Origin of the sequence: Pseudarthrobacter sp. PH31-O2 (assembly GCF_030063265.1) — a bacterium.
In the GTDB taxonomy this organism is placed as follows: domain Bacteria; phylum Actinomycetota; class Actinomycetes; order Actinomycetales; family Micrococcaceae; genus Arthrobacter.
Genome location: NZ_JASIST010000003.1, coordinates 129,440 through 150,403 on the forward strand (window position 1 = coordinate 129,440; position 20,964 = coordinate 150,403).

Annotated in this window: 20 protein-coding genes; 7 read left to right on the plus strand and 13 right to left on the minus strand. The window is 66.1% G+C overall.

Going from position 1 to position 20,964, the window contains the following annotated elements; translation table 11 throughout:
* Positions 1–148 precede the first annotated feature (148 nt).
* Positions 149–1,618, plus strand: coding sequence for a peptide MFS transporter (locus tag QMG72_RS06540; protein ID WP_226773098.1), 1,470 nt, complete (start codon positions 149–151; stop codon positions 1,616–1,618).
* Between the two features lie 4 nt (positions 1,619–1,622).
* Positions 1,623–2,483 carry a phosphotransferase gene (locus tag QMG72_RS06545; RefSeq protein WP_282359481.1) on the plus strand — a complete coding sequence of 287 codons (861 nt, stop codon included), beginning with the start codon at positions 1,623–1,625 and terminating at the stop codon, positions 2,481–2,483.
* A 19-nt stretch (positions 2,484–2,502) separates the two neighbouring features.
* Here QMG72_RS06545 and QMG72_RS06550 read toward each other — a convergent pair whose 3' ends face one another.
* Positions 2,503–3,066: a DUF4190 domain-containing protein gene (locus QMG72_RS06550; protein WP_282359480.1), complete on the minus strand. Its 564-nt coding sequence runs from the start codon at positions 3,064–3,066 to the stop codon at positions 2,503–2,505.
* 133 nt (positions 3,067–3,199) lie between these two features.
* Here QMG72_RS06550 and pgm point away from each other — a divergent pair, with 133 nt between their 5' ends.
* Positions 3,200–4,873, plus strand: coding sequence for a phosphoglucomutase (alpha-D-glucose-1,6-bisphosphate-dependent) (pgm, locus tag QMG72_RS06555; RefSeq protein ID WP_226773101.1), 1,674 nt, complete (start codon positions 3,200–3,202; stop codon positions 4,871–4,873).
* Between the two features lie 193 nt (positions 4,874–5,066).
* Here pgm and QMG72_RS06560 read toward each other — a convergent pair whose 3' ends face one another.
* Complete coding sequence (locus QMG72_RS06560; protein ID WP_226773102.1) at positions 5,067–5,672, minus strand: malonic semialdehyde reductase; 606 nt, start codon at positions 5,670–5,672, stop codon at positions 5,067–5,069.
* Between the two features lie 216 nt (positions 5,673–5,888).
* Here QMG72_RS06560 and QMG72_RS06565 point away from each other — a divergent pair, with 216 nt between their 5' ends.
* Positions 5,889–7,226: a uracil-xanthine permease family protein gene (locus tag QMG72_RS06565; RefSeq protein ID WP_226773103.1), complete on the plus strand. Its 1,338-nt coding sequence runs from the start codon at positions 5,889–5,891 to the stop codon at positions 7,224–7,226.
* Positions 7,227–7,337: 111 nt separating this feature from the next.
* Here the strand turns inward: QMG72_RS06565 and QMG72_RS06570 are convergent, their stop codons facing one another.
* Positions 7,338–7,859: a hypothetical protein gene (locus QMG72_RS06570; RefSeq protein WP_226773104.1), complete on the minus strand. Its 522-nt coding sequence runs from the start codon at positions 7,857–7,859 to the stop codon at positions 7,338–7,340.
* Between the two features lie 248 nt (positions 7,860–8,107).
* On the opposite strand from QMG72_RS06570, the gene QMG72_RS06575 reads away from it, so the two are divergent.
* Positions 8,108–8,626, plus strand: coding sequence for a DUF6328 family protein (locus QMG72_RS06575; RefSeq protein WP_256446425.1), 519 nt, complete (start codon positions 8,108–8,110; stop codon positions 8,624–8,626).
* 64 nt (positions 8,627–8,690) lie between these two features.
* Here the strand turns inward: QMG72_RS06575 and QMG72_RS06580 are convergent, their stop codons facing one another.
* From QMG72_RS06580 to QMG72_RS06605, 6 genes are all read right to left on the minus strand, one after another.
* A complete protein-coding gene (locus tag QMG72_RS06580) occupies positions 8,691–9,815 on the minus strand; it encodes a glycerate kinase (RefSeq protein WP_283480067.1) in 1,125 nt (374 codons plus the stop codon).
* Positions 9,816–9,866: 51 nt separating this feature from the next.
* Positions 9,867–10,607, minus strand: coding sequence for a glycerophosphodiester phosphodiesterase family protein (locus QMG72_RS06585; protein ID WP_283480184.1), 741 nt, complete (start codon positions 10,605–10,607; stop codon positions 9,867–9,869).
* A gap of 128 nt (positions 10,608–10,735) precedes the next feature.
* Complete coding sequence (locus tag QMG72_RS06590; RefSeq protein WP_226773107.1) at positions 10,736–10,984, minus strand: hypothetical protein; 249 nt, start codon at positions 10,982–10,984, stop codon at positions 10,736–10,738.
* A gap of 101 nt (positions 10,985–11,085) precedes the next feature.
* A complete protein-coding gene (locus QMG72_RS06595; RefSeq protein ID WP_283480069.1) occupies positions 11,086–11,904 on the minus strand; it encodes an HAD family hydrolase in 819 nt (272 codons plus the stop codon).
* Positions 11,905–11,955: 51 nt separating this feature from the next.
* Positions 11,956–12,960 (minus strand): PDR/VanB family oxidoreductase, encoded by a 1,005-nt coding sequence (locus QMG72_RS06600; RefSeq protein ID WP_282359478.1) that lies wholly within the window; start codon positions 12,958–12,960, stop codon positions 11,956–11,958.
* Between the two features lie 46 nt (positions 12,961–13,006).
* The gene (locus QMG72_RS06605; RefSeq protein ID WP_446698713.1) at positions 13,007–14,104 is read right to left on the minus strand and encodes an aromatic ring-hydroxylating oxygenase subunit alpha; all 1,098 of its coding nucleotides are present in this window, start codon (positions 14,102–14,104) and stop codon (positions 13,007–13,009) included.
* Positions 14,105–14,269: 165 nt separating this feature from the next.
* Here QMG72_RS06605 and QMG72_RS06610 point away from each other — a divergent pair, with 165 nt between their 5' ends.
* Positions 14,270–15,724 carry an aldehyde dehydrogenase family protein gene (locus QMG72_RS06610; RefSeq protein ID WP_348774697.1) on the plus strand — a complete coding sequence of 485 codons (1,455 nt, stop codon included), beginning with the start codon at positions 14,270–14,272 and terminating at the stop codon, positions 15,722–15,724.
* 69 nt (positions 15,725–15,793) lie between these two features.
* Here the strand turns inward: QMG72_RS06610 and QMG72_RS06615 are convergent, their stop codons facing one another.
* Positions 15,794–16,375 carry a PadR family transcriptional regulator gene (locus tag QMG72_RS06615; RefSeq protein ID WP_226773112.1) on the minus strand — a complete coding sequence of 194 codons (582 nt, stop codon included), beginning with the start codon at positions 16,373–16,375 and terminating at the stop codon, positions 15,794–15,796.
* 276 nt (positions 16,376–16,651) lie between these two features.
* Between QMG72_RS06615 and QMG72_RS06620 the strand changes: the two genes are divergently transcribed.
* Positions 16,652–18,001 (plus strand): MFS transporter, encoded by a 1,350-nt coding sequence (locus tag QMG72_RS06620; protein WP_282359476.1) that lies wholly within the window; start codon positions 16,652–16,654, stop codon positions 17,999–18,001.
* A gap of 29 nt (positions 18,002–18,030) precedes the next feature.
* On the opposite strand, the gene QMG72_RS06625 is transcribed toward QMG72_RS06620, so the two are convergent.
* From QMG72_RS06625 to nhaA, 3 genes are read right to left on the minus strand one after another with little or no spacing between them, the layout of a single operon-like run.
* A complete protein-coding gene (locus QMG72_RS06625; RefSeq protein ID WP_282359475.1) occupies positions 18,031–18,564 on the minus strand; it encodes a YbhB/YbcL family Raf kinase inhibitor-like protein in 534 nt (177 codons plus the stop codon).
* A complete protein-coding gene (locus tag QMG72_RS06630; RefSeq protein WP_282359474.1) occupies positions 18,551–19,564 on the minus strand; it encodes a carbohydrate kinase family protein in 1,014 nt (337 codons plus the stop codon). The genes QMG72_RS06625 and QMG72_RS06630 overlap by 14 nt, the downstream gene beginning before the upstream one ends.
* A gap of 50 nt (positions 19,565–19,614) precedes the next feature.
* Positions 19,615–20,964: a Na+/H+ antiporter NhaA gene (nhaA, locus tag QMG72_RS06635; RefSeq protein ID WP_226773513.1), complete on the minus strand. Its 1,350-nt coding sequence runs from the start codon at positions 20,962–20,964 to the stop codon at positions 19,615–19,617.

Consider the following 20,964-nt stretch of genomic DNA (forward strand, 5'->3'; position numbering starts at 1 on the left):
GCCCCCACCCGCCGTTCCCACCGGGTGAGGCTACCGGGTCCCAAACGCCGCATCGGAAACGTCATCCAGTGACAGCGCACCCCGAAATGACTTGCCCCGGGGCGCCGCGAATGTGACAATCCCGCGACACACTGTCAGCATTAAGTAAATGAGCACAACTCATTTAACTGATCCCCCCGCTACAACGCCGGGCGATACCTCCTTTTTTGGCCACCCAAAGATGCTGGCCAGCCTCTTCTCCGTAGAAATGTGGGAGCGCTTCTCCTTCTACGGAATGCAAGGCATCCTCCTCTACTACATGTACTTCACGGCTGCCCAGGGCGGCCTGGAGATTGAACAGGGCCTCGCCGCCAGCCTCGTCGGCGCCTACGGCGGCGGGGTGTACCTCTCCACCATCCTCGGCGCCTGGCTCGCGGACCGGCTCTTCGGTTCGGAGCGGGTACTGTTCGGCTCCGCCGTGATGATTATGGCCGGGCACATCGCCCTGGCCCTGGTCCCCGGCATTCCCGGCCTCATCGCCGGCCTCGTGCTGGTGGGTGTCGGTTCCGGCGGCCTGAAGGCCAATGCCACCGCGCTGGTTGGCAGTCTCTACCGGGAGAAGGACGAACGCCGCGACGCCGGCTTCTCTATCTTCTACATGGGCATCAACGCCGGCGCCCTGATCGGCCCGCTGGTCACAGGCTGGCTGCAGGAAAGCCAGGGATTCCATTGGGGCTTCGGCGCCGCCGCCGTCGGGATGGCATTGGGCCTCGGCGTCTACGCCCTGGGCCGCAAGAAGCTGCCCGAGGAATCCCAGCGTGTGGCCAACCCGCTGCCCGCTGCGGAGCGCACCAAGTACGGCATAGTCTTCGCCGGCATTGCCGCCGTCATAGCTGCGCTGCTCGCCACCGGCGCTGTGAACGCGCAAAACCTTGCCATGTCCATGGCCTACGCCGCAATCGGCGCCTCGGTGCTGTACTTCATCCTGATCTTCAGCAGCAAAAAGGTGGACGGCACCGAACGCCGGCGCGTGGCGGCATTCATCCCGCTGTACATCGCCTCGGCCGCGTTCTGGGCCCTCTTCCAGCAGCAGTTCACCTTCATCGCCGTGTACTCGGAGGAGAAGCTGGACCGCAACCTGTTCGGCTGGGAAATGCCGGCCGCCTGGGTGCAGTCCATCAACCCGGTGTTTATCATCATCTTCGCCGGTATTATGGCCGCACTCTGGACTCGGCTGGGCCGCAGGCAGCCCGGCTCGGCACTGAAGTTCTCGATCGGCCTCTTTGTGATGGGGCTGGCCTTCCTGGCCTTTATTCCGTTGGCTGGGGAAGGCAAAACTCCGCTCCTGGCACTTGTGGGAATCCTGTTCCTCTTTACCCTCGCGGAACTGTTCCTTTCGCCCATCGGCCTGTCGGTAACCACAAAACTGGCGCCCAAGGCCTTCCACACGCAGATGGTGGCGCTGTTCTTCCTCTCGGTGTCCCTGGGCACCACCCTGGCGGGCATTTTGGCCGGCTTGTACAACCCGGAGGATGAACTTCCGTACTTCATCGGCATCGGCGGGACCGCCATGCTGCTGGCCGTTGGCATGGCAGCTGCCTCGCCGGCGATCAAGAAGCTAATGGGCGGCGTACGCTGAGCCGATGAGCTCCAGGCATCGCCCGCCAATTGAGTCCCGCGTCTACATCCCCGCCCCCGGCGAGGCGTCCGACGTCGAACTGATGCCGGCGGGCGATGTCACCGACGGCGTGGTGCGGGTGGGCGGAACCATCCGCCGCCCGCACCAGCCGCAGTCACTGGCCGTCGCGGCATACCTCGATTGGCTCGAAGACGCGGAATTCGACGCCTCGCCGCGGTTCCTGGGCCGGGATGCGGCCGGCAGGGACGTCCTGACCTTTGTGCCCGGGCAGTGCGCGGGGTCCGTTCCGGAGTTATGGGTGCAGTCCGAGGAACTGCTGGTGTCCGTGGCCCGGATGCTGCGCCGACTGCATACGGCCTCGTCCGGCTACATCCCGAGGGAACACCCGTTCCCGCCCAAAGCCGTCCGGCCGGACAGTCCGGACAGCGCCGGGCGCACATTGGTGTGCCACCTGGATGTGACGCCGCAAAATGTTGTGGTCCGCGGCGGGGTGGCGGTGGGCCTGGTGGACTTCGACCTTGCCGGGCCCTCAACGGCCTTTAAGGATTCCTTTAATACGGCGATGCACTGGACACCGCTCCACGACCCGGCCGACCTCTGGCCAGGTTGGGAGTGCACAGACCCGTTCCGTCGACTCCGGCTCTTCGCCGACGCCTACGGCTGGGATGACGGCGAACGACGGCGGTTGCCGGCCGTCGGCATCGAGGCCATGGCACTGAGCCGTGAACGGATGCGGCACAACGCCGCGGCACTCGGCGGCGGCTGGGCCCGGATGTGGAACGACGGCGTGGGTGAGCTGATCGGCCGCCGCGCGGCGTGGCTCGAAGCCAACGCCGACGCGCTGGTGGCGGCGCTGACGGCCTAGTTGGCCGCTGGCCCGGACTTCAGACCGCAACGCCGGTGTAGCGGACACTACCGGCCACGATCGAGATGATCACGATCACCAGGACTGTCAGGGCGATGCCCACATAGCCCAGGACAAGCCCGGCGATGGCCATGCCTTTTCCGCCGGGCTCGCGCCTCAGCGCCAGATGCCCCAGGATGACGGCCGCAATCTGGGGCAGGATAAAAAATCCCAACCCAACAAGGGCGGCGATGCCGCAGCATAAGCTGGCAATGCTCAGGCCCTTGGGTTCGGCGGGGAGCCCGTAATATGCCGGCTGGCCGTAGGCGTTAAACGTGCCGCGGGCCTGCCCATACGGGCCGGCCTGCCCATACGGGGCGGGCGGACCGTACGGGGCGGGCGGACCGTAGGGAGGCTGCCCGTAGGGAGGCTGCCCGTCCGGCTGTTGCGGTGCCGCAGTATAGGGCGCGCCGTAGGGTGCGGCGGGCTGGCCGTAGCCCGGGGCGGGCCAGCCGTGCTGCCCCCCTCCCGGTCCCTGCCCTGTGGCCGCCGGACCGTAGCCCTCCGGTGTGTCGCCGTTGCCGTGTTTTGGCTGCTCGGTCATGGATTTCCCCTCTTAAAGCCTCTAGACCCAGAGTACCGCCGGGCTGTTCCGCGGGCAGGCCATTTCTTCGTCATAGGAGCCGCAATCCGCCGAAATCGTGTTGACTGCCCCTTCGGTCTGGCATGCTGGTGCCATGGCTAGCCGCGCGGGCACTGTTGCCCAACCCCAAGACCTTGTTGACATCACTGCGCTACTGGATGCGTACTACGACGTATCCCCCGATCTGACGGACCCGGGCCAACGGGTGGCCTTCGGCACCTCCGGCCATCGTGGCTCCAGTCTGAAGGCCTCCTTCAACGAACCCCACATCCTTGCCATCACCCAGGCAATCGTGGAGTACCGGGCAGGCCAGGGCATCACCGGACCCCTGTACCTGGCCAAGGACACCCACGCGCTCAGCGAACCAGCCCAGAATTCGGCCCTCGAGGTGCTCGCGGCTAACGGCGTGCACGTGCTGATCGACGCCCGGCACGGCTACACACCCACCCCGGCGCTGAGCCACGCGATCCTCACGCACAACAACAACTCTGCCGCCGGCGCCCCCCAGGCTGATGGCATCGTGGTGACCCCCAGCCACAACCCGCCCGGCGACGGCGGGTTTAAGTACAACCCCCCGCACGGCGGGCCTGCCGACACCGACGCGACCGGCTGGATCGCCAACCGCGCCAACGAACTGCTGGAAAACGGGCTGCGCGGCGTTAAACGGATTCCCCTCGCCGAGGCGCTGAGCGCCGGCACCACGGGCAAGTTCGACTTCCTGTCCAGCTATGTGGACGATCTCCCCTCCGTCCTGGACCTCAATGCAATCCGGGAGGCGGGCGTCCGGATCGGCGCCGACCCGATGGGCGGCGCATCGGTGGACTACTGGGGCGAGATCGGCGAACGCCACCACCTGAACCTCACAGTGGTCAATCCCACCGTCGACCCGCAGTGGGCCTTTATGACACTCGACTGGGATGAAAAGATCCGGATGGACTGCTCCTCGCCGTCGGCGATGGCCTCACTGATCAACAGGATGGCTGCTGGTGCGGACGGGTCCGCTGCCTTCGACGTCGCCACCGGAAATGACGCCGACGCCGACCGGCACGGCATCGTGACGCCCTCTGTTGATGGACAGGGCGGGCTGATGAACCCGAACCACTATCTCGCCGTTGCGATTGACTACCTGTACCGGCACCGGACCGGCTGGAACCCGCAGTCCGTGATCGGCAAGACGCTGGTGTCCTCATCCATCATCGACCGGGTGGCTGAAAGCCTGGGACGCAAGCTGGTTGAGGTGCCGGTCGGTTTCAAATGGTTCGTCCCCGGGCTCCTGTCCGGGGAGGGGGCCTTCGGCGGCGAGGAATCTGCCGGCGCATCGTTCAACAAAAAAGACGGCAGCGTGTGGACCACGGACAAGGACGGCATCCTGCTGGCCCTGCTGGCCTCGGAGATCACAGCGGTGACAGGCAAGTCGCCGTCGCAGCTCTACCAGGGCCTCACCGAACAATTCGGCGACCCGGTCTACGCACGGATCGACGCAGCGGCCACCCGGGAGCAGAAGGCCGCACTCGGCAAGCTGTCGCCGTCGGACGTTACCGCCACGGAACTGGCAGGTGAAACAATCACGGCCAAGCTGACCGAGGCGCCGGGCAACGGGGCGGCGATCGGCGGGCTTAAGGTCGTCACGGAGAACGCCTGGTTCGCGGCCCGTCCGTCCGGTACCGAGGACGTTTACAAAATCTATGCCGAGTCCTTCAAGGGCGCGGAGCACCTCAAGCAGGTCCAAGCCGAGGCAAAGGCGCTGGTGGACGGCGTCATTTCCTGACCGGGCACACCTGCGGCCGTTGGGCCCTGTTTTAGGGCCCCCAGGAGGGATAAACTCAGGTGCGGCCCCGGATGCGGCCGTGCGCTCAACCGCAGAATTGCGTCCCGAGTGCCTCCGGCCTGTCCCCCATGGTGCCGGAGGCACCTCCGCGCCTGGACACCGCCGGGACCACCCCCTCGCCGGCGGCTTCCCGTCAGAGCGTGCGGACAACGTCCTCGTAGGCGAACTTCGGCTTCGGGGCACCCCAGGCATCCGCGGCCGGCTGCCCGATATTAACCACCAGGAAGCTCCTTTGGCTGCCGTCGGGGAAAAACGCCGCATCGATAGCGGTGAAGTCTGCACCTGTCATGGGTCCGGCGGAGAAGCCAAGGGACCGGACGGCGAGGATAAAGTAGCCGGCCTGCAGGTGGGCGTTGTTGTTCCCGGTGGCCGCGGCGAGGTCCGGGGCGGCGTCGTACATGGCTTTGGGCGCGTTGTAGCCGGGAAGGAAGTTTTCCCACTGTTCCTGCCAAGACGTGTCGTAGCCCAGAACGGCGACAAGGGGCGCGGAGGCTGTTTTGGCGCGGTTGCCGTGGGCAAGGGTTTCGACAAGTGCCGCGCGTGCTTGCTCAGACCGGATGTACGTCACCCGGAGCGGCTGCGAGTTGAACGCGGTGGGACCAAACTTGGTCAGCTCGTAGATGGCCCGGGCCTGTTCGTCAGTGACCTCACCGGTAAACGTGCTCGCGGTGCGGGCCTCGGCAAAGATGGCGTCCACTGCTGCGGCGCCGATTACTGCTTCGTCATGGGCGATGGTCATGGGCATCCTTTTCGCTTGGCGTACCCGCCGGGTCGGCGGCCACTGAGTGCTGTCTTTAGTTGCAACTTCAACTTCTTGCCGTTCCTTCCCGCAATGCCCTGTGACCTCCGGCACGGACCTGCCGGCGGTGACACGGGCCGGAATCAGGGGCGCGGTAAAGTTGCTCCGGAAGATTCCTTCCCGCCCCACGCCACATATTCTCTGAAAGGCCCGGCAATGAGCATGCTCGGTACCAAATGGAAGCTCCACGGCAACGGCAGGTCGGTCCGCCCCGGTGAGGTTGTGAAGCCCGATGAGCGCCTGGCCTGGCCGCTGACCATCGGGATCGGGATGCAGCACGTCGTCGCCATGTTCGGTGCCACCTTCCTCGTCCCGATCATCACGGGCATGCCGCCGGCCACCACCCTGTTCTTCTCCGGTATCGGCACCCTGCTGTTCCTGGTTATTACCAGGGGCCAGGTGCCGAGCTACCTCGGGTCCAGTTTCGCCTTTATCGCGCCGATCATGGCCTCCCAGCAGCAGTACGGCGTTGCCGGCGCCCTCGGCGGCGTGGTGCTGGCCGGAGCCGGGCTGGCCATCATCGGCGCCGTGGTGCAGAAGTTCGGTGCCGGCTGGATCAACCGGCTGATGCCGCCCATCGTGACGGGCGCCATCGTGGGTCTGATCGGCCTCAACCTCGCGCCCGCAGCGAAGAACAACTTCGATGCGGCCCCCATCACCGCCCTCATCACGCTGGCCACGATCATCGTCGTCAGCGTCTTTTTCCGCGGCATCCTGGGCCGGCTGAGCATCCTGGTCGGCGTAGTGCTCGGCTACTTCGTGGCGATGATCCGCGGCGAAGTGGACTTCGCCAAGATGGACTCCGCTGCCTGGGTGGGGCTGCCGTACTTCCAGACCCCGGAATTCCACCTCGGTGTGGTGGGCTTGTTCGTGCCGGTGGTCCTGGTGCTCGTAGCGGAGAACATCGGCCACGTGAAGTCCGTGTCCGCGATGACCGGCCAGAACCTCGACGGCGTCTCCGGGCGTGCGCTGATGGCCGACGGCGCTGCCACTGTGCTTGCTGGCTTCGGCGGCGGCTCCGGAACCACCACCTACGCGGAAAACATCGGCGTGATGGCCGCCACCAAGGTCTATTCGACGGCGGCCTACTGGGTGGCGGGCCTTTTCGCAGTCGTGTTGAGCTTCTCACCGAAGTTCGGCGAACTCATCGCCACCGTCCCGGCGGGCGTGCTGGGCGGGGCGGCGACGATGCTCTATGGCATGATCGGCGTCCTCGGGGTCAAGATCTGGGTGCAGAACAAGGTTAACTTCGCCAACCCGGTAAACCTGACCACGGCCGCCGTCGCGCTCATCGTCGGGATCGCCGACTACACCTGGACCATTGGCGACCTGAAATTCACCGGCATCGCCCTCGGCTCCGCCGCGGCCCTCGTGATCTACCACGGCATGAAGGCCATCGCAACGGCCCGGGGTACCGTTGCCGAGCCCGAAACCGAGACTGTGGCCCCCGCCGCGGCGACGCCGGGCAGGCGCGCGCCGAAGAAGCGCCGCTAACGGCCGCTTCGCCCGCCGCCTGCAGCCGAAAGGCCGGGAGCCGAACACCACCCAAGGTGCACGGATCCCGGCCTTCGCTGTCCAGGGTCCCGCTGTCTGCGGGCGGCGGCTTTAGCCGGCGTCGAACGCTTCCGTGCTGTCCCCGTCGCGGTCCTTCGGTGCCTTGTCCTCGGGCAGGTCCGTTCCCGATCCGTCGGGCAGACCCGCCGCGTCCTGCCCGGGCTCCGAGGAGAACGGCCGGCCGGCGTCGGGCCGTTCGGTATTGGTCTCGTCCATTTCCGCCTCCGAGGACGGCATCGCCGCCTCGGAATTCTCGTCGGCGTCGGCGTCGTAGCCAGGTGTGGTGCTGGCGTTTTCTGCACTCATTTGTTCCTCCGTTCCTCCGAAGCGTCCTGCCCCGGGTTCTCCTGCACTGTCTTGGTCTGCGGCACCTAACTGGCTCAGGTTCGGGGCCCCGGCCGGGTAGGTCTCCCCGTCCGGGCTGTCCTGGCTGAGTCCTGCGGCGTCGAACGCTTCTTCATCACGCGGCTGGGCGAACTTGGTGGTGTCGCCGCCGGGCAGTTCCTGTTCCGCGGTCGGCGTGCCGTAGCCGCCTGCTTCCTCAATCGGTTCCTGCTGTTTCTCCTGAGTCATGCTGTTCCTCCCGTGCTGGAAATGTGAACTGCGTGGATTCTTATTCGACAACGGCACGTGGCCAGGACGTGGCGCCGGACCCGCGAGGATCGCACCGTGAAGTCACCAATTCCACCCTACCCGGAATTCATCAGTAGCCTTAGCATTCGCTTGAACTTCTTTCACTTCAAGCCTAAGTTGAGTGATGGCTGCCGCCGCAGCCGGATTCGCATACCCCCGGAGGCCCAGCCGTGACCGATCGACCGTCCATGCGTGCGCCGGGGCCGGAGCCGTCGTCAGGCCTGGCCGCGCAGGTGCACCGGACCGAATCCGCCATCGAGAAGCTCGACCGCAACTGGTTGGAGTTGCTCCAGGAATTGCGGGTGCTGCAGACCGGCGTGCAGCTCCTCGCCGGTTTTCTGCTGACCCTGCCATTTCAGGCCAGGTTTGAGACATTGGACAGGTTCCAGACGTCCCTCTATCTTGCCAACGTGTCGCTGGCCGCCCTCACCACAGCCCTGATCCTCTTGCCCGTGAGCGTGCACCGGCGCCTGTTTCGGCAGCATCTCCGGGCCGCCCTCGTGTCCAATGCGGACAAGATCGCCAAAGTTGCCCTCTCCGGCATCGGACTGCTCAGCGTCGGCACCACCGCCCTGATTTTCGATGTCACGGCGGGCCGGGCGGCGGGGCTCACTGCCGGGGCGGTGCTGCTTGCAGTGTTGTTTATCCTCTTGGTCATCGTGCCCAGGAGGCTCCGCCGGCACGCCGAAGAAGGCAGAATGAGATAGCCCGCGAGGAGAACCCGTCATCAAACAGCTCGCGGAACGCACTTTCGGACAATCCCCCGGCGCTTTAGGCCCCTTCAAGCACCTGGCTGGTGGCCCAGGCAAGGTACTTCGCGGCGTTTGCGACGGCGTCCTCCGGGCTGGCGGCGATATCAAGCAGCTGAGCAGCCGCCACAACACCGTGCCGGGCCAGGTCCTCGGGTGTGACCAGGATCCGCCCCGCGACCACAATCACCGGGATGCCGAGGCGCTGTGCGGCATCGGCGAGCGCAATCGGCGCCTTGCCGGTCAGCGACTGCGAATCGAGTGAGCCCTCGCCGGTGATCACCAGGTCCGCGTCGGCGAGCTTTCCGGCGAGTCCTGTGAGCCCGGCGACCAGGGCGAACCCGCCTTCCAACGCGGCGTTGCCAAAGGCCAGGAATGACGCGGGGAAGCCCCCCGCGGCCCCGGCCCCGGGAACATTGACGTCCCGTCCGGTGGCCTGGCGCAGGATCGAGGCCCAATTGCGCAGCCCGGCGTCGAGCAACTCCACGGCGTCGGCATCCGCGCCCTTCTGCGGACCGAACACGTGGGCTGCCCCGTCGTTGCCGAACAGCGGATTCTGCACGTCGACGGCGATCCGGAACGTCACAGCGGCCAGCCTGGGATCCAGGCCGCTGACATCGAGCACTGTCACGTCCGCGAGCGAGCCGCCGCCGAGCGGCACCACATTTCCGGCGTCGTCCAGCGGTTTGAGGCCCAGCGCGCGCAGCGCACCGCTGCCGCCGTCGGTCATCGCCGAACCGCCCAGGCCCAGCACTATCTCGGTGGCGCCGGCGTCGAGGGCTGCGGCTATTAGTTGTCCGCAGCCGTAGCTGTGCGCGCGCAGCGCGTTGGACGGGGTCGGCGCCATGTGTGCCAGGCCGGAGGCCTGCGCGGTTTCGATCACGGCTGTGGCACCGCCGAAAGCGTCCTTTCGGAGTGCCCAGGCTGCTCCAACGGGTGCCAGGATCGGCCCGACGACGGCGTTCAGCCGTTCCTCGTACCCCGCGGCGACGGCCGCCTCAAGGGTTCCTTCGCCGCCGTCAGCGACCGGGAACTGGACGGCTTCGGCGTCCGGATAGACGCGCAAAGCACCTTCGGCGATGGCAGAGGCGGCTTCGGCGGCCGTCAGGGAGCCTTTGAACTTGTCCGGGGCGATCAGGATGCGCATGGCTCTATCCTGCCAGTCCGGCGGTCCGGGCCGGTCGCCCCGACGCAGTGTCTAAGCCCAGCACCCACGTTCCTGCAGGACTTCCTTGAGCAGGTCAGCACGGTCGGTGACAATCCCGTCCACCCCCAGGTCCAGCAGCCGGTGCATTTCCGCGGGGTCGTTGATGGTCCAGACATGGACCTGCAAGCCGTGACGGTGGGCGCGCCGGACGAAGCCAGGGGTCACGACGGTCACGGCACCGTAACTGGCCGGAACCTGCAGCGCGTGGACCCCCTGCAGCGTCCGGCGCGTTACAGCGGCCATGACCGCGGCCGGGAGCACAGGTCCCAGCAGGACAAAGAGGGCGTTGGATACCATGCCGGCCGAACCAGCCGCAGGACGGCTCAGCTGCCTGAGCACGGCGCGGCGCCGGCGGTCCGAGAAACTGGCGATCAGTACACGCTCGTGCAGGCCGAACCGTTCGATCGCCGCCACGAGGGGGTCCACCGAGGTCCAGTCTTTGACGTCCAGGTTGAACCGGACCTCCGGGAAGGCGGTGGCGAGCTCCTCAAACAACGGAATAGGCTCCGCGCCGCCGATTCTGGCGAGCGCGACGGTAGCCGCCGGGAGTTCCGAGATCCGGCCGCGGCCATCCGTGACCCGGTCCAGGGTTTCGTCGTGGAACAACAGCAGGACACCGTCGGCGGTGGTGTGCACATCCGTCTCCAGATAGCGGAACCCGAGGTCGACGGCGGCGCGGAACGCGGCCATGGAGTTTTCCAGGCCGTCCCGGGAGAAACCGCGGTGCGCCATGGCCACGGGAAGGCACGGGCCGACGCCGGAGGCAGGTCCGGAGGCGAAAAACGGGTGCGGGGTGCTCACTCCTGAAGCCTATCGGAGCCCCGGACCGCACCGGACGGCTGCAACCGCCAGGTGCCCGGTCAGTTGGCGGGCGGAAGGATCTGCACGCCGTCACTGCAGTGCAGCAGCGTGCGCCCGCGGCCGCCGTCGAGGTGCACCCACACAGCTGTGTGGTCCGCCGTGATGGCGTCTACCCGGCCTCCGGTCTCGTAGCCGGGCGCCAGCCGGACACTAACACGGTCACCCTGCTGCAGGCTGTTCCAGTGCTCGTCCGGCACCACCCGGCGCAGGGGCGTGTCGTCCGAGTTGTCCATGCGGTATCTGGCCATGATTTCCCACCGTCACTCAACTGATCCGTCGTGAAACTCCACGGTAAAACGCCAAGGTGAACGTCAGTTGTCCGGAGGCTGGGAGTCCGGTGTCAGTGTGGTCAAGGGCGCAGGAGGCCGAGCCCGGCGAGCTTACCCTCGAGAATCTGCGCGACGCCGTCGTCGTCGAAGTGCGGCGCCTGCTGTCCGGCGGCGCGGATGGCCTCGGGGTGGCCGCTGGCCATCGCGTAGCCGTCCCCGGCCCAGCGAAGCATTTCGATGTCATTGGGCATGTCACCGAACGCCACCACGTCGGCGGCGCCGACGCCGAGGGAAGCCGCGTATTCGGCGAGCGTCACGGCTTTGTTGACGCCGGGAAGCGATAGTTCCAGCAACGCCATGTTCGGCGCGGAGTGCGTCGCGGCTGCGAGATGGGCGACGGCGGGAGTCACCTCGGCCAGGAAATCATCGGCGCTGCCCTCCCGGACAATGGCCAGGAACTTCACGACGGAGTCCCCGGCGGTCAGCGTGCTGTGCAACGGTGCGGGGGTGACCTCGGCCAGCAGCCGGCTGGCGCCGTCGTCGAGGAATCCCGGTTCCAGATGGAAACCGGTCAGGGTTTCGGCGGCAAAAAATGCCGAAGGGCGCAGCCGCTGGATGATGCGGCGGGTCTCGAACACGGCGTCCAGCTGGAGGGCCCGGGCCGAGAGCAACCGGTTTGCTTCGAGATCCCAGACCACAGCTCCGTTGGAACAGATCACCGTGCCGGTGTGGCCCAGCTGTTCCTCGAGGGGGTGCAGCCAGCGCGGCGGACGTCCCGTAACGAAGACCAGTTCGATGCCTGCTTCCCGGCAGGCATGGAACGCACGGACGGTCCGGTCACTGATTTTCCCGTCATGGCCAAGGATCGTTCCGTCAATGTCACTTGCTACCAGCCGCATGCTGCCAGTCTACGTGCGCTGCGGGGCCCGGATGTGGCCGGACAGCCCCGCCTAGAGGTCGATGGAAATCACGGCGCGTTCGGTGGCGGCCGCAGAACGGGCTCCGGTGTCGGAGCTGACTGCCCGTGAGACGCAGCAGCACATCTGCGCCGCGGCGTGCTGCTGGCGCTCACTGTAGAAGACGTCCCGGTGGTCGATGGTGCCCTGGACACCAAGAAGCCGGACTTCACAGAGCCCGCATTCGCCTTTGCGGCAGTCGAACATCACGTCGACGCCGGCATCCTCAAGGGCTTCCAGCATGGACTTGCCGGCGCCGACGGTTGCCTCCACCCCCAGGCGGGGGACCCGGACCACAAATTCCTCCGGGTCAAACCAGCCGCTGTTGCCGAAGGTCTCGTACCGCAGGTTCGGCAGGCTGAGTCCGAGCGCTTGCCAGCCGCGTTTCACGGCATCCATCAGCCGAATCGGCCCGCACATATAAAGCTCCGACTCCGGGTCCACCCCGGCCAACAGCTCATCGACGTTCAGCGCCGTGCCCTCATCGTCCACGTGCACGCGAAGGGCCCCGCCGTGGAGCTCCTCGAGCTGCGGCAGGTAGGCCATGGCAGCGCGGCTGCGTCCTGCATAGACCAGGACGTACTCGGCCTTGATGTTCCTCAGGACCCGGGCCATATTGACCATCGCGGTAATACCGATGCCGCCGGCCAGCAGGACATACCGCGGCGCACCGACCCGGAGCGGAAAATTCTGCAGCGGCTGCGTGATCTCCAGCCGGTCCCCGACCTGGAGTTCCTGCATAAAGACCGCCCCGCCCCGGGATTGCGGGGACAGGAAGACGCTGATGGCCAACTGCTGCCCGTCCTCGCTGGAATCCACGACGGAGTATGAGCGCTTCTGGCGTTCACCGTTTATTGTCACCATCACGTCAATGTGCGTGCCGGGCTCCGCCCTCCTGGGCAGGGCCGGCGCGATGACCAGGCGCCTGGTCTGCGCGGTAAGGGACTCCGCCTCGACGACGGTGCCCGCCTGCCAGACTTCTGTGTTTGTTGCTGCCATGTCGTTCTTCTAACTTTTCAGCGGATCCGGAACAGCGGGAAGGCAATCAGGTGGTCGGGATGAGCCGGCCCTCGGCGGCCAGCTGGCGCTCGATCAGGCGACGGACCCACATCCCGCCGGCGTCGATGTTCAGGTTGTAGAACTCGTAATCCGGATTTGCATCGATTGCTTCCTGCTGTGCCTTGAGCATGGCTTCGTCCTCGCCAAAGACGCCGTGGACGCCGTCGCGCAGCTGGGTGGTGATGAGCTGGCTTTCCAGCCGGTAGTTGCGCATAAAGGCCCAAAAGTAGTGGCAGGTCTTGGCACTTTCCGGCGAGATGGTATTCATCACGAAGCCGTTTACGCCCTGGCTGCGGTCACCTTCGGGCGCCCCGGTACCCGCCTTGGCGACGCCCACGTCGATGTTGATTGTCGACGGCGACTGGAAGGTAATGATCTGCCAGCGGTCCACCCGGCCTTCGAAGCCCGGGAACTTGTCCCGCATGTTCTTGAGCCAAAACGGCGGGGCGTCAATATCGAGCATCCAGCGGGAGACCGTGACCGTGTTGCCGTCCTGCGTGACGACGAAGTCAGATTCGCTTAATTCGTCCTGGCCGATGGACGAGGAATGGACGAACTCCTCGTGGGTGAGGTCCATCAGGTTATCAAGCACCAACTGGTAGTTGCAGGGGGCGAAGATCGTCTCGCCGTCGCCGGCCCAGCCGTCGGAACTCATCTGGTGCATGTCGGGGATAAGACCCGGATCGGCCCGGGTGGGGTCACCCAGCCAAACCCAGACGTAGCGGTACCGTTCAATCACCGGAAACGAGGGCACTGTCGCACTCGGGTTAATGGTTTCCTGGGCCGGCATCGACACGCAGCGGCCCGCGGAGTCGTAGATGATGCCGTGGTAGGGGCACTGGATCTGGTCCTTCGCCAGGGTCTTGCCCATTGACAGCGGGGCCAGACGGTGCCAGCACGCGTCCGCGAGGGCCACTGCCTTGCCATCCTCGGTGCGGTACAGGGCCAGCGGCCGGTCGGCGATCCGGCGCGGCATTGGCTTCCTGGTGACCTCGTGGTCCCACGCGGCCACGTACCAGGCGTTCAGCGGATAGCCCAGCACCTTGTTCGTCGTCGAGCTCACAGACTGCATCATTGCCGTCATGGTCATTCCTTCCGGTTCCGGCTACTATCTACCTTCATAGGTAGTGTTCTGAATCACAGCATATCTATGAAGATAGATAGTGACAAGAGCCGCCAACACCTGACCCTGACCTCCGCGACGACGCGAGGGCCGGACCATCCACCGAGAGGCAGCCCCGTGAAACTGATGGACCCCACAATCTGGGACGGCAAAATCTTTACCGGAAGCTGGACGCTTTCGGACAGCGGCGACACTGCCGTTGTTGAACCGGCCACGGGCAAGGAGCTGGGGCGCATCGGCACCGCGTCGGCCGACGACGTCGACGCAGCCTGCAAGGCGGCTGCCGCCGCCCAGCCAGCATGGGCTGAAACCAGCTTCGAAGAGCGCGCAGCGGTCCTGCGGCGTGCAGGCATGTTGTTCGAACAACACGCCGACGAGATCCACGAGTGGATTATCCGTGAGGCAGGCTCGATCCTGCCGAAGGCCCAGCTGGAAACCCATACCGCGGCGCAGGAGTGCTTTGAGGCCTCAGCCCTTCCCTCCAGGGGCCAGGGCGAGCTGCTTGCGGCCGCAGATCCCGAGCGGCTCAGCTTCAGCCGGCGGGTTCCGGTCGGCGTCGTCGGGGTGATCGCACCGTTCAACGTTCCGCTGATCCTGGCCATCCGGGCCGTGGCCCCCGCGCTGGCCCTCGGAAACGCCGTGGTGCTAAAACCGGACATGCGGACTGCCGTGGCCGGCGGCGTATCGATCGCCCGGGTCTTCGAGGAGGCGGGCTTGCCGGCCGGAGTCCTGCAGATGCTGCCGGGAGGAGCGGAGGCCGGCGCTTCGCTGGTGGCCAATCGGGAAACCCGCGTCATCGCATTCACCGGTTCAACGGCCGCGGGCCGCCGCGTCGGGGCCTCGGCTGCCGAGCATCTCAAGCGGGCGCACCTCGAACTCGGCGGCAACAACGCGATGATCGTCCTAGCCGATGCCGATGTGGAACTGGCGGCCTCCAACGGCGCCTGGGGCTCTTTCCTCCACCAAGGCCAGATCTGCATGACGGCCGGACGCCATATCGTGCACGAATCCATCGCGGACGAGTATGTGGCGCTGCTTGCCGAGAAAGCCAGGCAACTCACTGTAGGCGATCCCTTCACCGAACAGGTGGCTCTGGGCCCGATCATTGACGTGAAACAGCGGGACAACATCCATCGGCTGGTCACCGACAGCGTGGCCGGCGGCGCCACGCTGCTTGCGGGCGGCACCTTCGACGGGTTGTTCTATGCGCCCACCGTGCTGGACGGGGTGCGTCCGGATACGCCCGCGTTCTGCTCGGAAGTCTTCGGACCGGTGGCGCCCGTGATTCGCTTCAGCACGGTTGAGGAAGCCGTGGAGTTGGCCAAGGATTCCGAATACGGGCTCTCGGTCAGCATCATAACTTCCGACGCGATGAGTGCTTGGAGCATCGCACGGCACATCCCGTCCGGGCTGGTCCACATCAACGACCAGACCGTTGGCGATGAAGCCCACATTCCCTTCGGCGGTGTCCGCAATTCCGGGACCGGCGGTCGGATCGGCGGCGCCGAGGCCAACCTGGAATCGTTCACCGAAAACCAGTGGGTCACCATGCAGGCCAAGCCTGCCCGGTACCCCTTCTAAGCCGAAACCCGCGCGACTGGAATCAGCATGCCAGCGGGCCCCGGACCCGGGGTCCGCCGGCGCGCGGGCTCAGGCTTCGAGCTTGTCAATCAACTCCAGCCCGCGGCGGGCCCATGCGACTTCAGCTTCGGCCCGGTCGATCATGCCTTCATAGGTGAAAATCTTGTAGCCTGCGATTTTTGCCCGGTCCTCTTCCGGCGCGGATTCCAGGCGCCGGGCCAAGGTGGGATTGCTGCGGTCCTCGAGGCTGGCGATCATCTCCCGCCATTGCTGTGCCCGTGACGAGTGGTAGTCAATATGGGCGCGCATCTGGGCCCTGGCCGCATCTGGTTCAGCCCATTCGAGGTAGGCGGCCTTGAGGTGGATCGGGTCGCGCTCCCGCGCATAGTCGAGCGTGGTATTCATCCAGGCCCGGAATGCCTCCACCCCGTCGGGGGTAATGTGATAGCGCTTCTTCTTGCCCTTTTGGCCCCAGGCTTCTTCCACCCCGCCGAGCAGGCCGTCCTTTTCCATCCGCCGGAGTTCCGGGTAGATCTGCGAATCCGGAGCGTGCCATACGTAGCCGACCGAGCGCTCAAAGTGCTTGTAGACGTCATACCCGGTGAGGGGCTGGGACGTCAGCAATGCCAATAGTGCGTACCGCAGGCTCATCTGCCGCCGATCTTCTTCGTCAAGAACCCGGTCGGGTGTTTTTCGCCCGCCCGCCGGGGCTCATCCCATTAAACCCCTTGTCAACTATCTATGGAGATAGTTATGATGTGTGTCACGCCACATACCTATCACTATAGATATGCGGCAGTAGGTCCTCCTTCGACGACGAAGGGCAGGCCTCGACGCCGACGGCCCGGCACGGAGCACCCGCTCGTTTCACGCCAGGGCCCACCCGCCACCGCCGGCCAGTCCGCGGATTCCAGAAAGTAGTCACCCATGCAATTGCAGGAACGCATTGACGCGTCACGCATGTCGTTGTACCAATGGCTCATTGTCGGTTTGTGCATTGTGCTGAACGCCTTGGACGGCTTCGACGTCCTGGCCATGGCCTTCACCGCGAATAGCGTCACCCGCGATTTTGGCCTCAGCGGCGCAGAACTTGGTGTCCTGCTCAGTGCCGGGCTGGTCGGCATGGCCATCGGTTCCTTGGGCCTGGCTCCCTTCGCTGACGTCATCGGACGCCGGCCAATGGTCCTTGTCTCCGTCGCCCTTGCCGCCGCAGGAATGCTGCTCGCCTCCCTTTCCCATTCGGCCGTCGAACTCGGGATCTGGCGGATCGTGACCGGCCTGGGCATCGGCGGCATCCTCGCCTGCACCAACGTGATCGCCAGTGAGTACTCATCCAAGCGCTGGCGCGGTCTGGCTATCAGCATCTACACCGCCGGATACGGCGTGGGGGCAACACTGGGCGGGGCAGCTGCCGTTACCCTGCAGGCCAGTTTCGGCTGGCGCTCGGTGTTTCTCTTCGGCGGCATCTGCACCGCCGCCGTCTTTGTACTGCTCGCCTTGCTCCTGCCGGAGTCGGTGGACTTCCTGGCCACCAGAAGGCCCCGCAATGTTGTGGCCAGGCTGAACCGGATCGCCCGCAGAATCGGGCAACCGGCAGTGACTGAACTGCCACCCGCAGCCGCAGCTGCCGGGCGCAGGAATAAGGTGTCCGAGCTCTTCACCGCCGGAACCCGACGCTCCACCTGGCTTGTCTGGCTGGCCTTCTTCGCCGCCATGTTCGGCTTCTACTTCGTCAACAGCTGGACTCCGCGACTTCTGGTCACGGCCGGAATGACCGAGAGCCAAGGCGTGATCGGCGGGCTTATGCTCACCCTGGGCGGTACTTTCGGGTCGCTGCTCTACGGTTTGCTGACCATTCGCTGGAACAGCCGCAAGGTGATGGTCGTCTTCGCCGTCCTCTCCGCGGCCACCATGGTGATGTTCATTTCCACTGCGGGAATCCTGGCCCTCGCCTTTGTCGCCGGCGGAGTCGTGGGCATGCTGATCAACGGCTGCATTGCCGGGATGTACACCATCACCCCCGCCTTGTACGGTGCCTCCATCCGGAGCACCGGCGTCGGCTGGGCCATCGGAGTCGGCCGGGTGGGCGCGATCGTCGCGCCGCTGATCACCGGCGCCCTGCTGGACGCACACTGGACCGCGTCCATGCTCTACATGGGAGTCGGCGTTGTGGTGCTGGTGGCCGGCGGCGCCGTGGCCGCGATGCGCCCGGACCCCGCCGAGACCACAACAGCAGCTAAAGCCGCGGCCGAGGAAAGCCTGGCGTCGGCGCCCTGACGCCGTCCGCGGCAGGCATCCACCAGAGCCTAGTGCTGCTCGAAGAGCCCCGTCAGCTGCGCCCGGCCAAGCGTGTGGCTAAAGAGCGCAAAGCCCAGGCTGGCAGGACTGCCGTCGATGTCGACCCCTAGCTGGTCGACGTCGACGGCGTGGACCACGATCAGGTAGCGGTGCGGCCCGTGCCCCTTTGGCGGCGCCGCCCCGATGTAGCCGGCGAATCCGGCGTCGTTCCTCAACTGCAGGGCCCCGGCCGGAAGGGCCGCGCCGTCGCGGGAACCGGCACCGGCCGGAAGTGAGCTGACATCAGCCCGAATGTTCAGCACGGCCCAGTGCCAGAACCCGCTCGCCGTGGGGGCGTCGGGGTCATAGACGGTCACCGCGAAGCTCTTCGTCCCGGCCGGTGCACCACTCCAGCTCAGCTGCGGGGACTCGTCCGTGCCGCCGGCGCCCATAAGGCCGCTGCGCTGTGCCGGGGGAAGGGTTCCGCCGTCCTCGAAGGACTCGCTGCTGACCTCGAAAGCGGCGACGCTGGGAAGTGCTGCGTAAGGATTATGGGCCGTCATGGCTGCCTTTCTCGTTCTTCCTGCTGTCCGGCAGGGCCTGCCAGGGGGTGCCGGAACCCACGCTACCAGCCTCCAGCCGGGCCAGTTCCGCGCGGGTGGGCGGGTTGGCGCCGGCGCGGGAGACGGTGACGGCGGCGGCCCGGGAGGCATGGGCGAGGAGATCCCGCAGGCTTTCGGCCGAAAGCCTGCGGAGCTCCTGGCGGTTTTGCGCCCCGTCCAGCCCCCGGTCCACAACCCCCGACAGCAGCGCCGCCATAAACGAGTCCCCGGCTCCAACCGTGTCCGCGACCTGCACTGACGGCGCGGCGAAGTGGGCTTCGCCGGCGGCATTCACACCCCAGGGCCCCCGGGCGCCGCGGGTCACCACCACCATGGCCGGACCCACCGAGCCGCCAAGTGCCAGCCAGCGGCGGGCGGAATCAAGCGGGTCCTCGCCGGGGTAGAGCCACTCCAGGTCCTCGTCCGAGGCCTTCACCACATCCGCCAGGCGGACGAATTTCTCCGCCTGCCCCCGTGCATAGTCCACGTCGGTGATGATGCTGGGCCGGCAGTTGGGGTCGAAACTGACGGTGGCCAGCGGGTGGGCGTGTTCGACGGCGGCAAGCACCTCGGAGGCGCCTGGAGCCAGCATTGTTGCTATCGAGCCGGTATGCAGCAGCGTCGTTGACTGCAGCATCAACGGCAAGCGGTCAGCGAGGCCGGGCAACTCCCAGGCGAGCTCGAACGTGTAGCTGGCGGCGCCGTCGTCGTCGATCAGTGCGGTGGCGACGGACGTGGGCAGCTCATCGGGACCCACCGGGAGCATCACCGAGCTGGACTTCAGGTGTGCCGCCACTGCCTCGCCGTACGCGTCGCGTCCGTAGCGGCCAATGAACTGCACCGGATGATCCAGCCGCGCAAGTCCGACTGCGACGTTTAGGGGGCTTCCGCCGACATGGGCCTGGATCCCGGAGGAACGCTGGACTACATCTACCAGGCCCTCGCCAATTACAGTGAGCATGTCAATACTCTGCCAGAGAACGCGGGCCGGCGCGCTGCCGTACCCCGCGGCTACCGTGCGGGGCCGTCCTGCTGGTAAACATCCGGAATGCCATCGTGGTCGGAGTCGACCTTCTCGGCCTCTTCGGCCTGCCGGTATTGCCGGTTCCGGGTCTTGAGCACCGCCGTTGCCAGCAGGGCCGCCAGGAGGGAAGCCGCGAGGATCCCCACCTTGGCATGGTCATCGTGAATGCTGCCCTGACCGAAGCTCAGCTCGGCCACCAGAAGCGATACCGTGAAGCCGATTCCGGCCAGCAGGGACACGCCAAAGACGTCAACCCACTTAAAGCTGTTGTCCAGCCGCGCCTTGGTGACCTTCGTGAGCAGCCAGGTTGTGCCCATGATGCCGATCGGCTTGCCGAGAACCAGCGCCGTGATGATCCCGACGGCCACCGGGTCGGTCAGCGCCGAGAGCAGGCCGTCCCAGCCACCCACAGCAACGCCTGCGGAGAAGAACGCGAAGATCGGGACCGCGATGCCGGCCGAGATCGGCCGGAACCGGTGTTCGAAGATCTCCGCCAGGCCCGGTCCGGCCTGCGGGCCGCCGCTGGCTTGGGAGCGCATGACCGGAATGGCGACTCCAAGCAGGACACCGGCTACGGTCGCGTGGATGCCGGAGGCATGGACGAGCGCCCAAGTTACCGCGCCCAGCGGCAGGAGGATCAGCCACGCGGCTGCGGGCTTGGTCCCGAAGAACCGCCGGTATTTATGCGCCAGGAAGGTATAAAGAGCCAGTGGAATCAGCGCCAGCAGCAGCGGCAGCGGCATCAGATCGCTGGTGTAGAAGACGGCGATGATGGTGATGGCGATCAGGTCGTCCACCACGGCAAGGGTCAGCAGAAAGATCCGCAGTGCACTGGGCAGATGCGAGCCGATGATGGCAAGCACGGCAACGGCAAAAGCGATGTCGGTGGCCGTGGGGATAGCCCAGCCGCGCAGGGTTTCCGGGCTCGCGAGGTTTACGACGGCGTAGATCACCGCCGGGATGGCGACGCCGCCGACGGCCGCAGCCACCGGAACAATCGATTTGTCCAGCTGCCGCAGGTCCCCGGCGATGAACTCACGCTTGAGTTCGAGACCGACCAGGAAAAAGAAGATCGCCAGCAGCCCGTCGGCCGCCCACGCCCCGACGCTCAACTCCAGGTGCCAGGGTTCGTAGCCGAACTTGAAGTCCCTTAGCGCAAAATAGCTCTCGGACACCGGGGAGTTGGCCCAAATCAGCGCGATCACGGCGGCGGCAACCAGCAAGGCGCCGCCGACTGTTTCCTTCCGGAGGATCTCGCCGATCCGGAGGGACTCGGCGTAGCTGCCGCGGCCGAAGATCGTCAGGCGCGGGCGGGGAGAGGATGGTGTGGGGCTCAT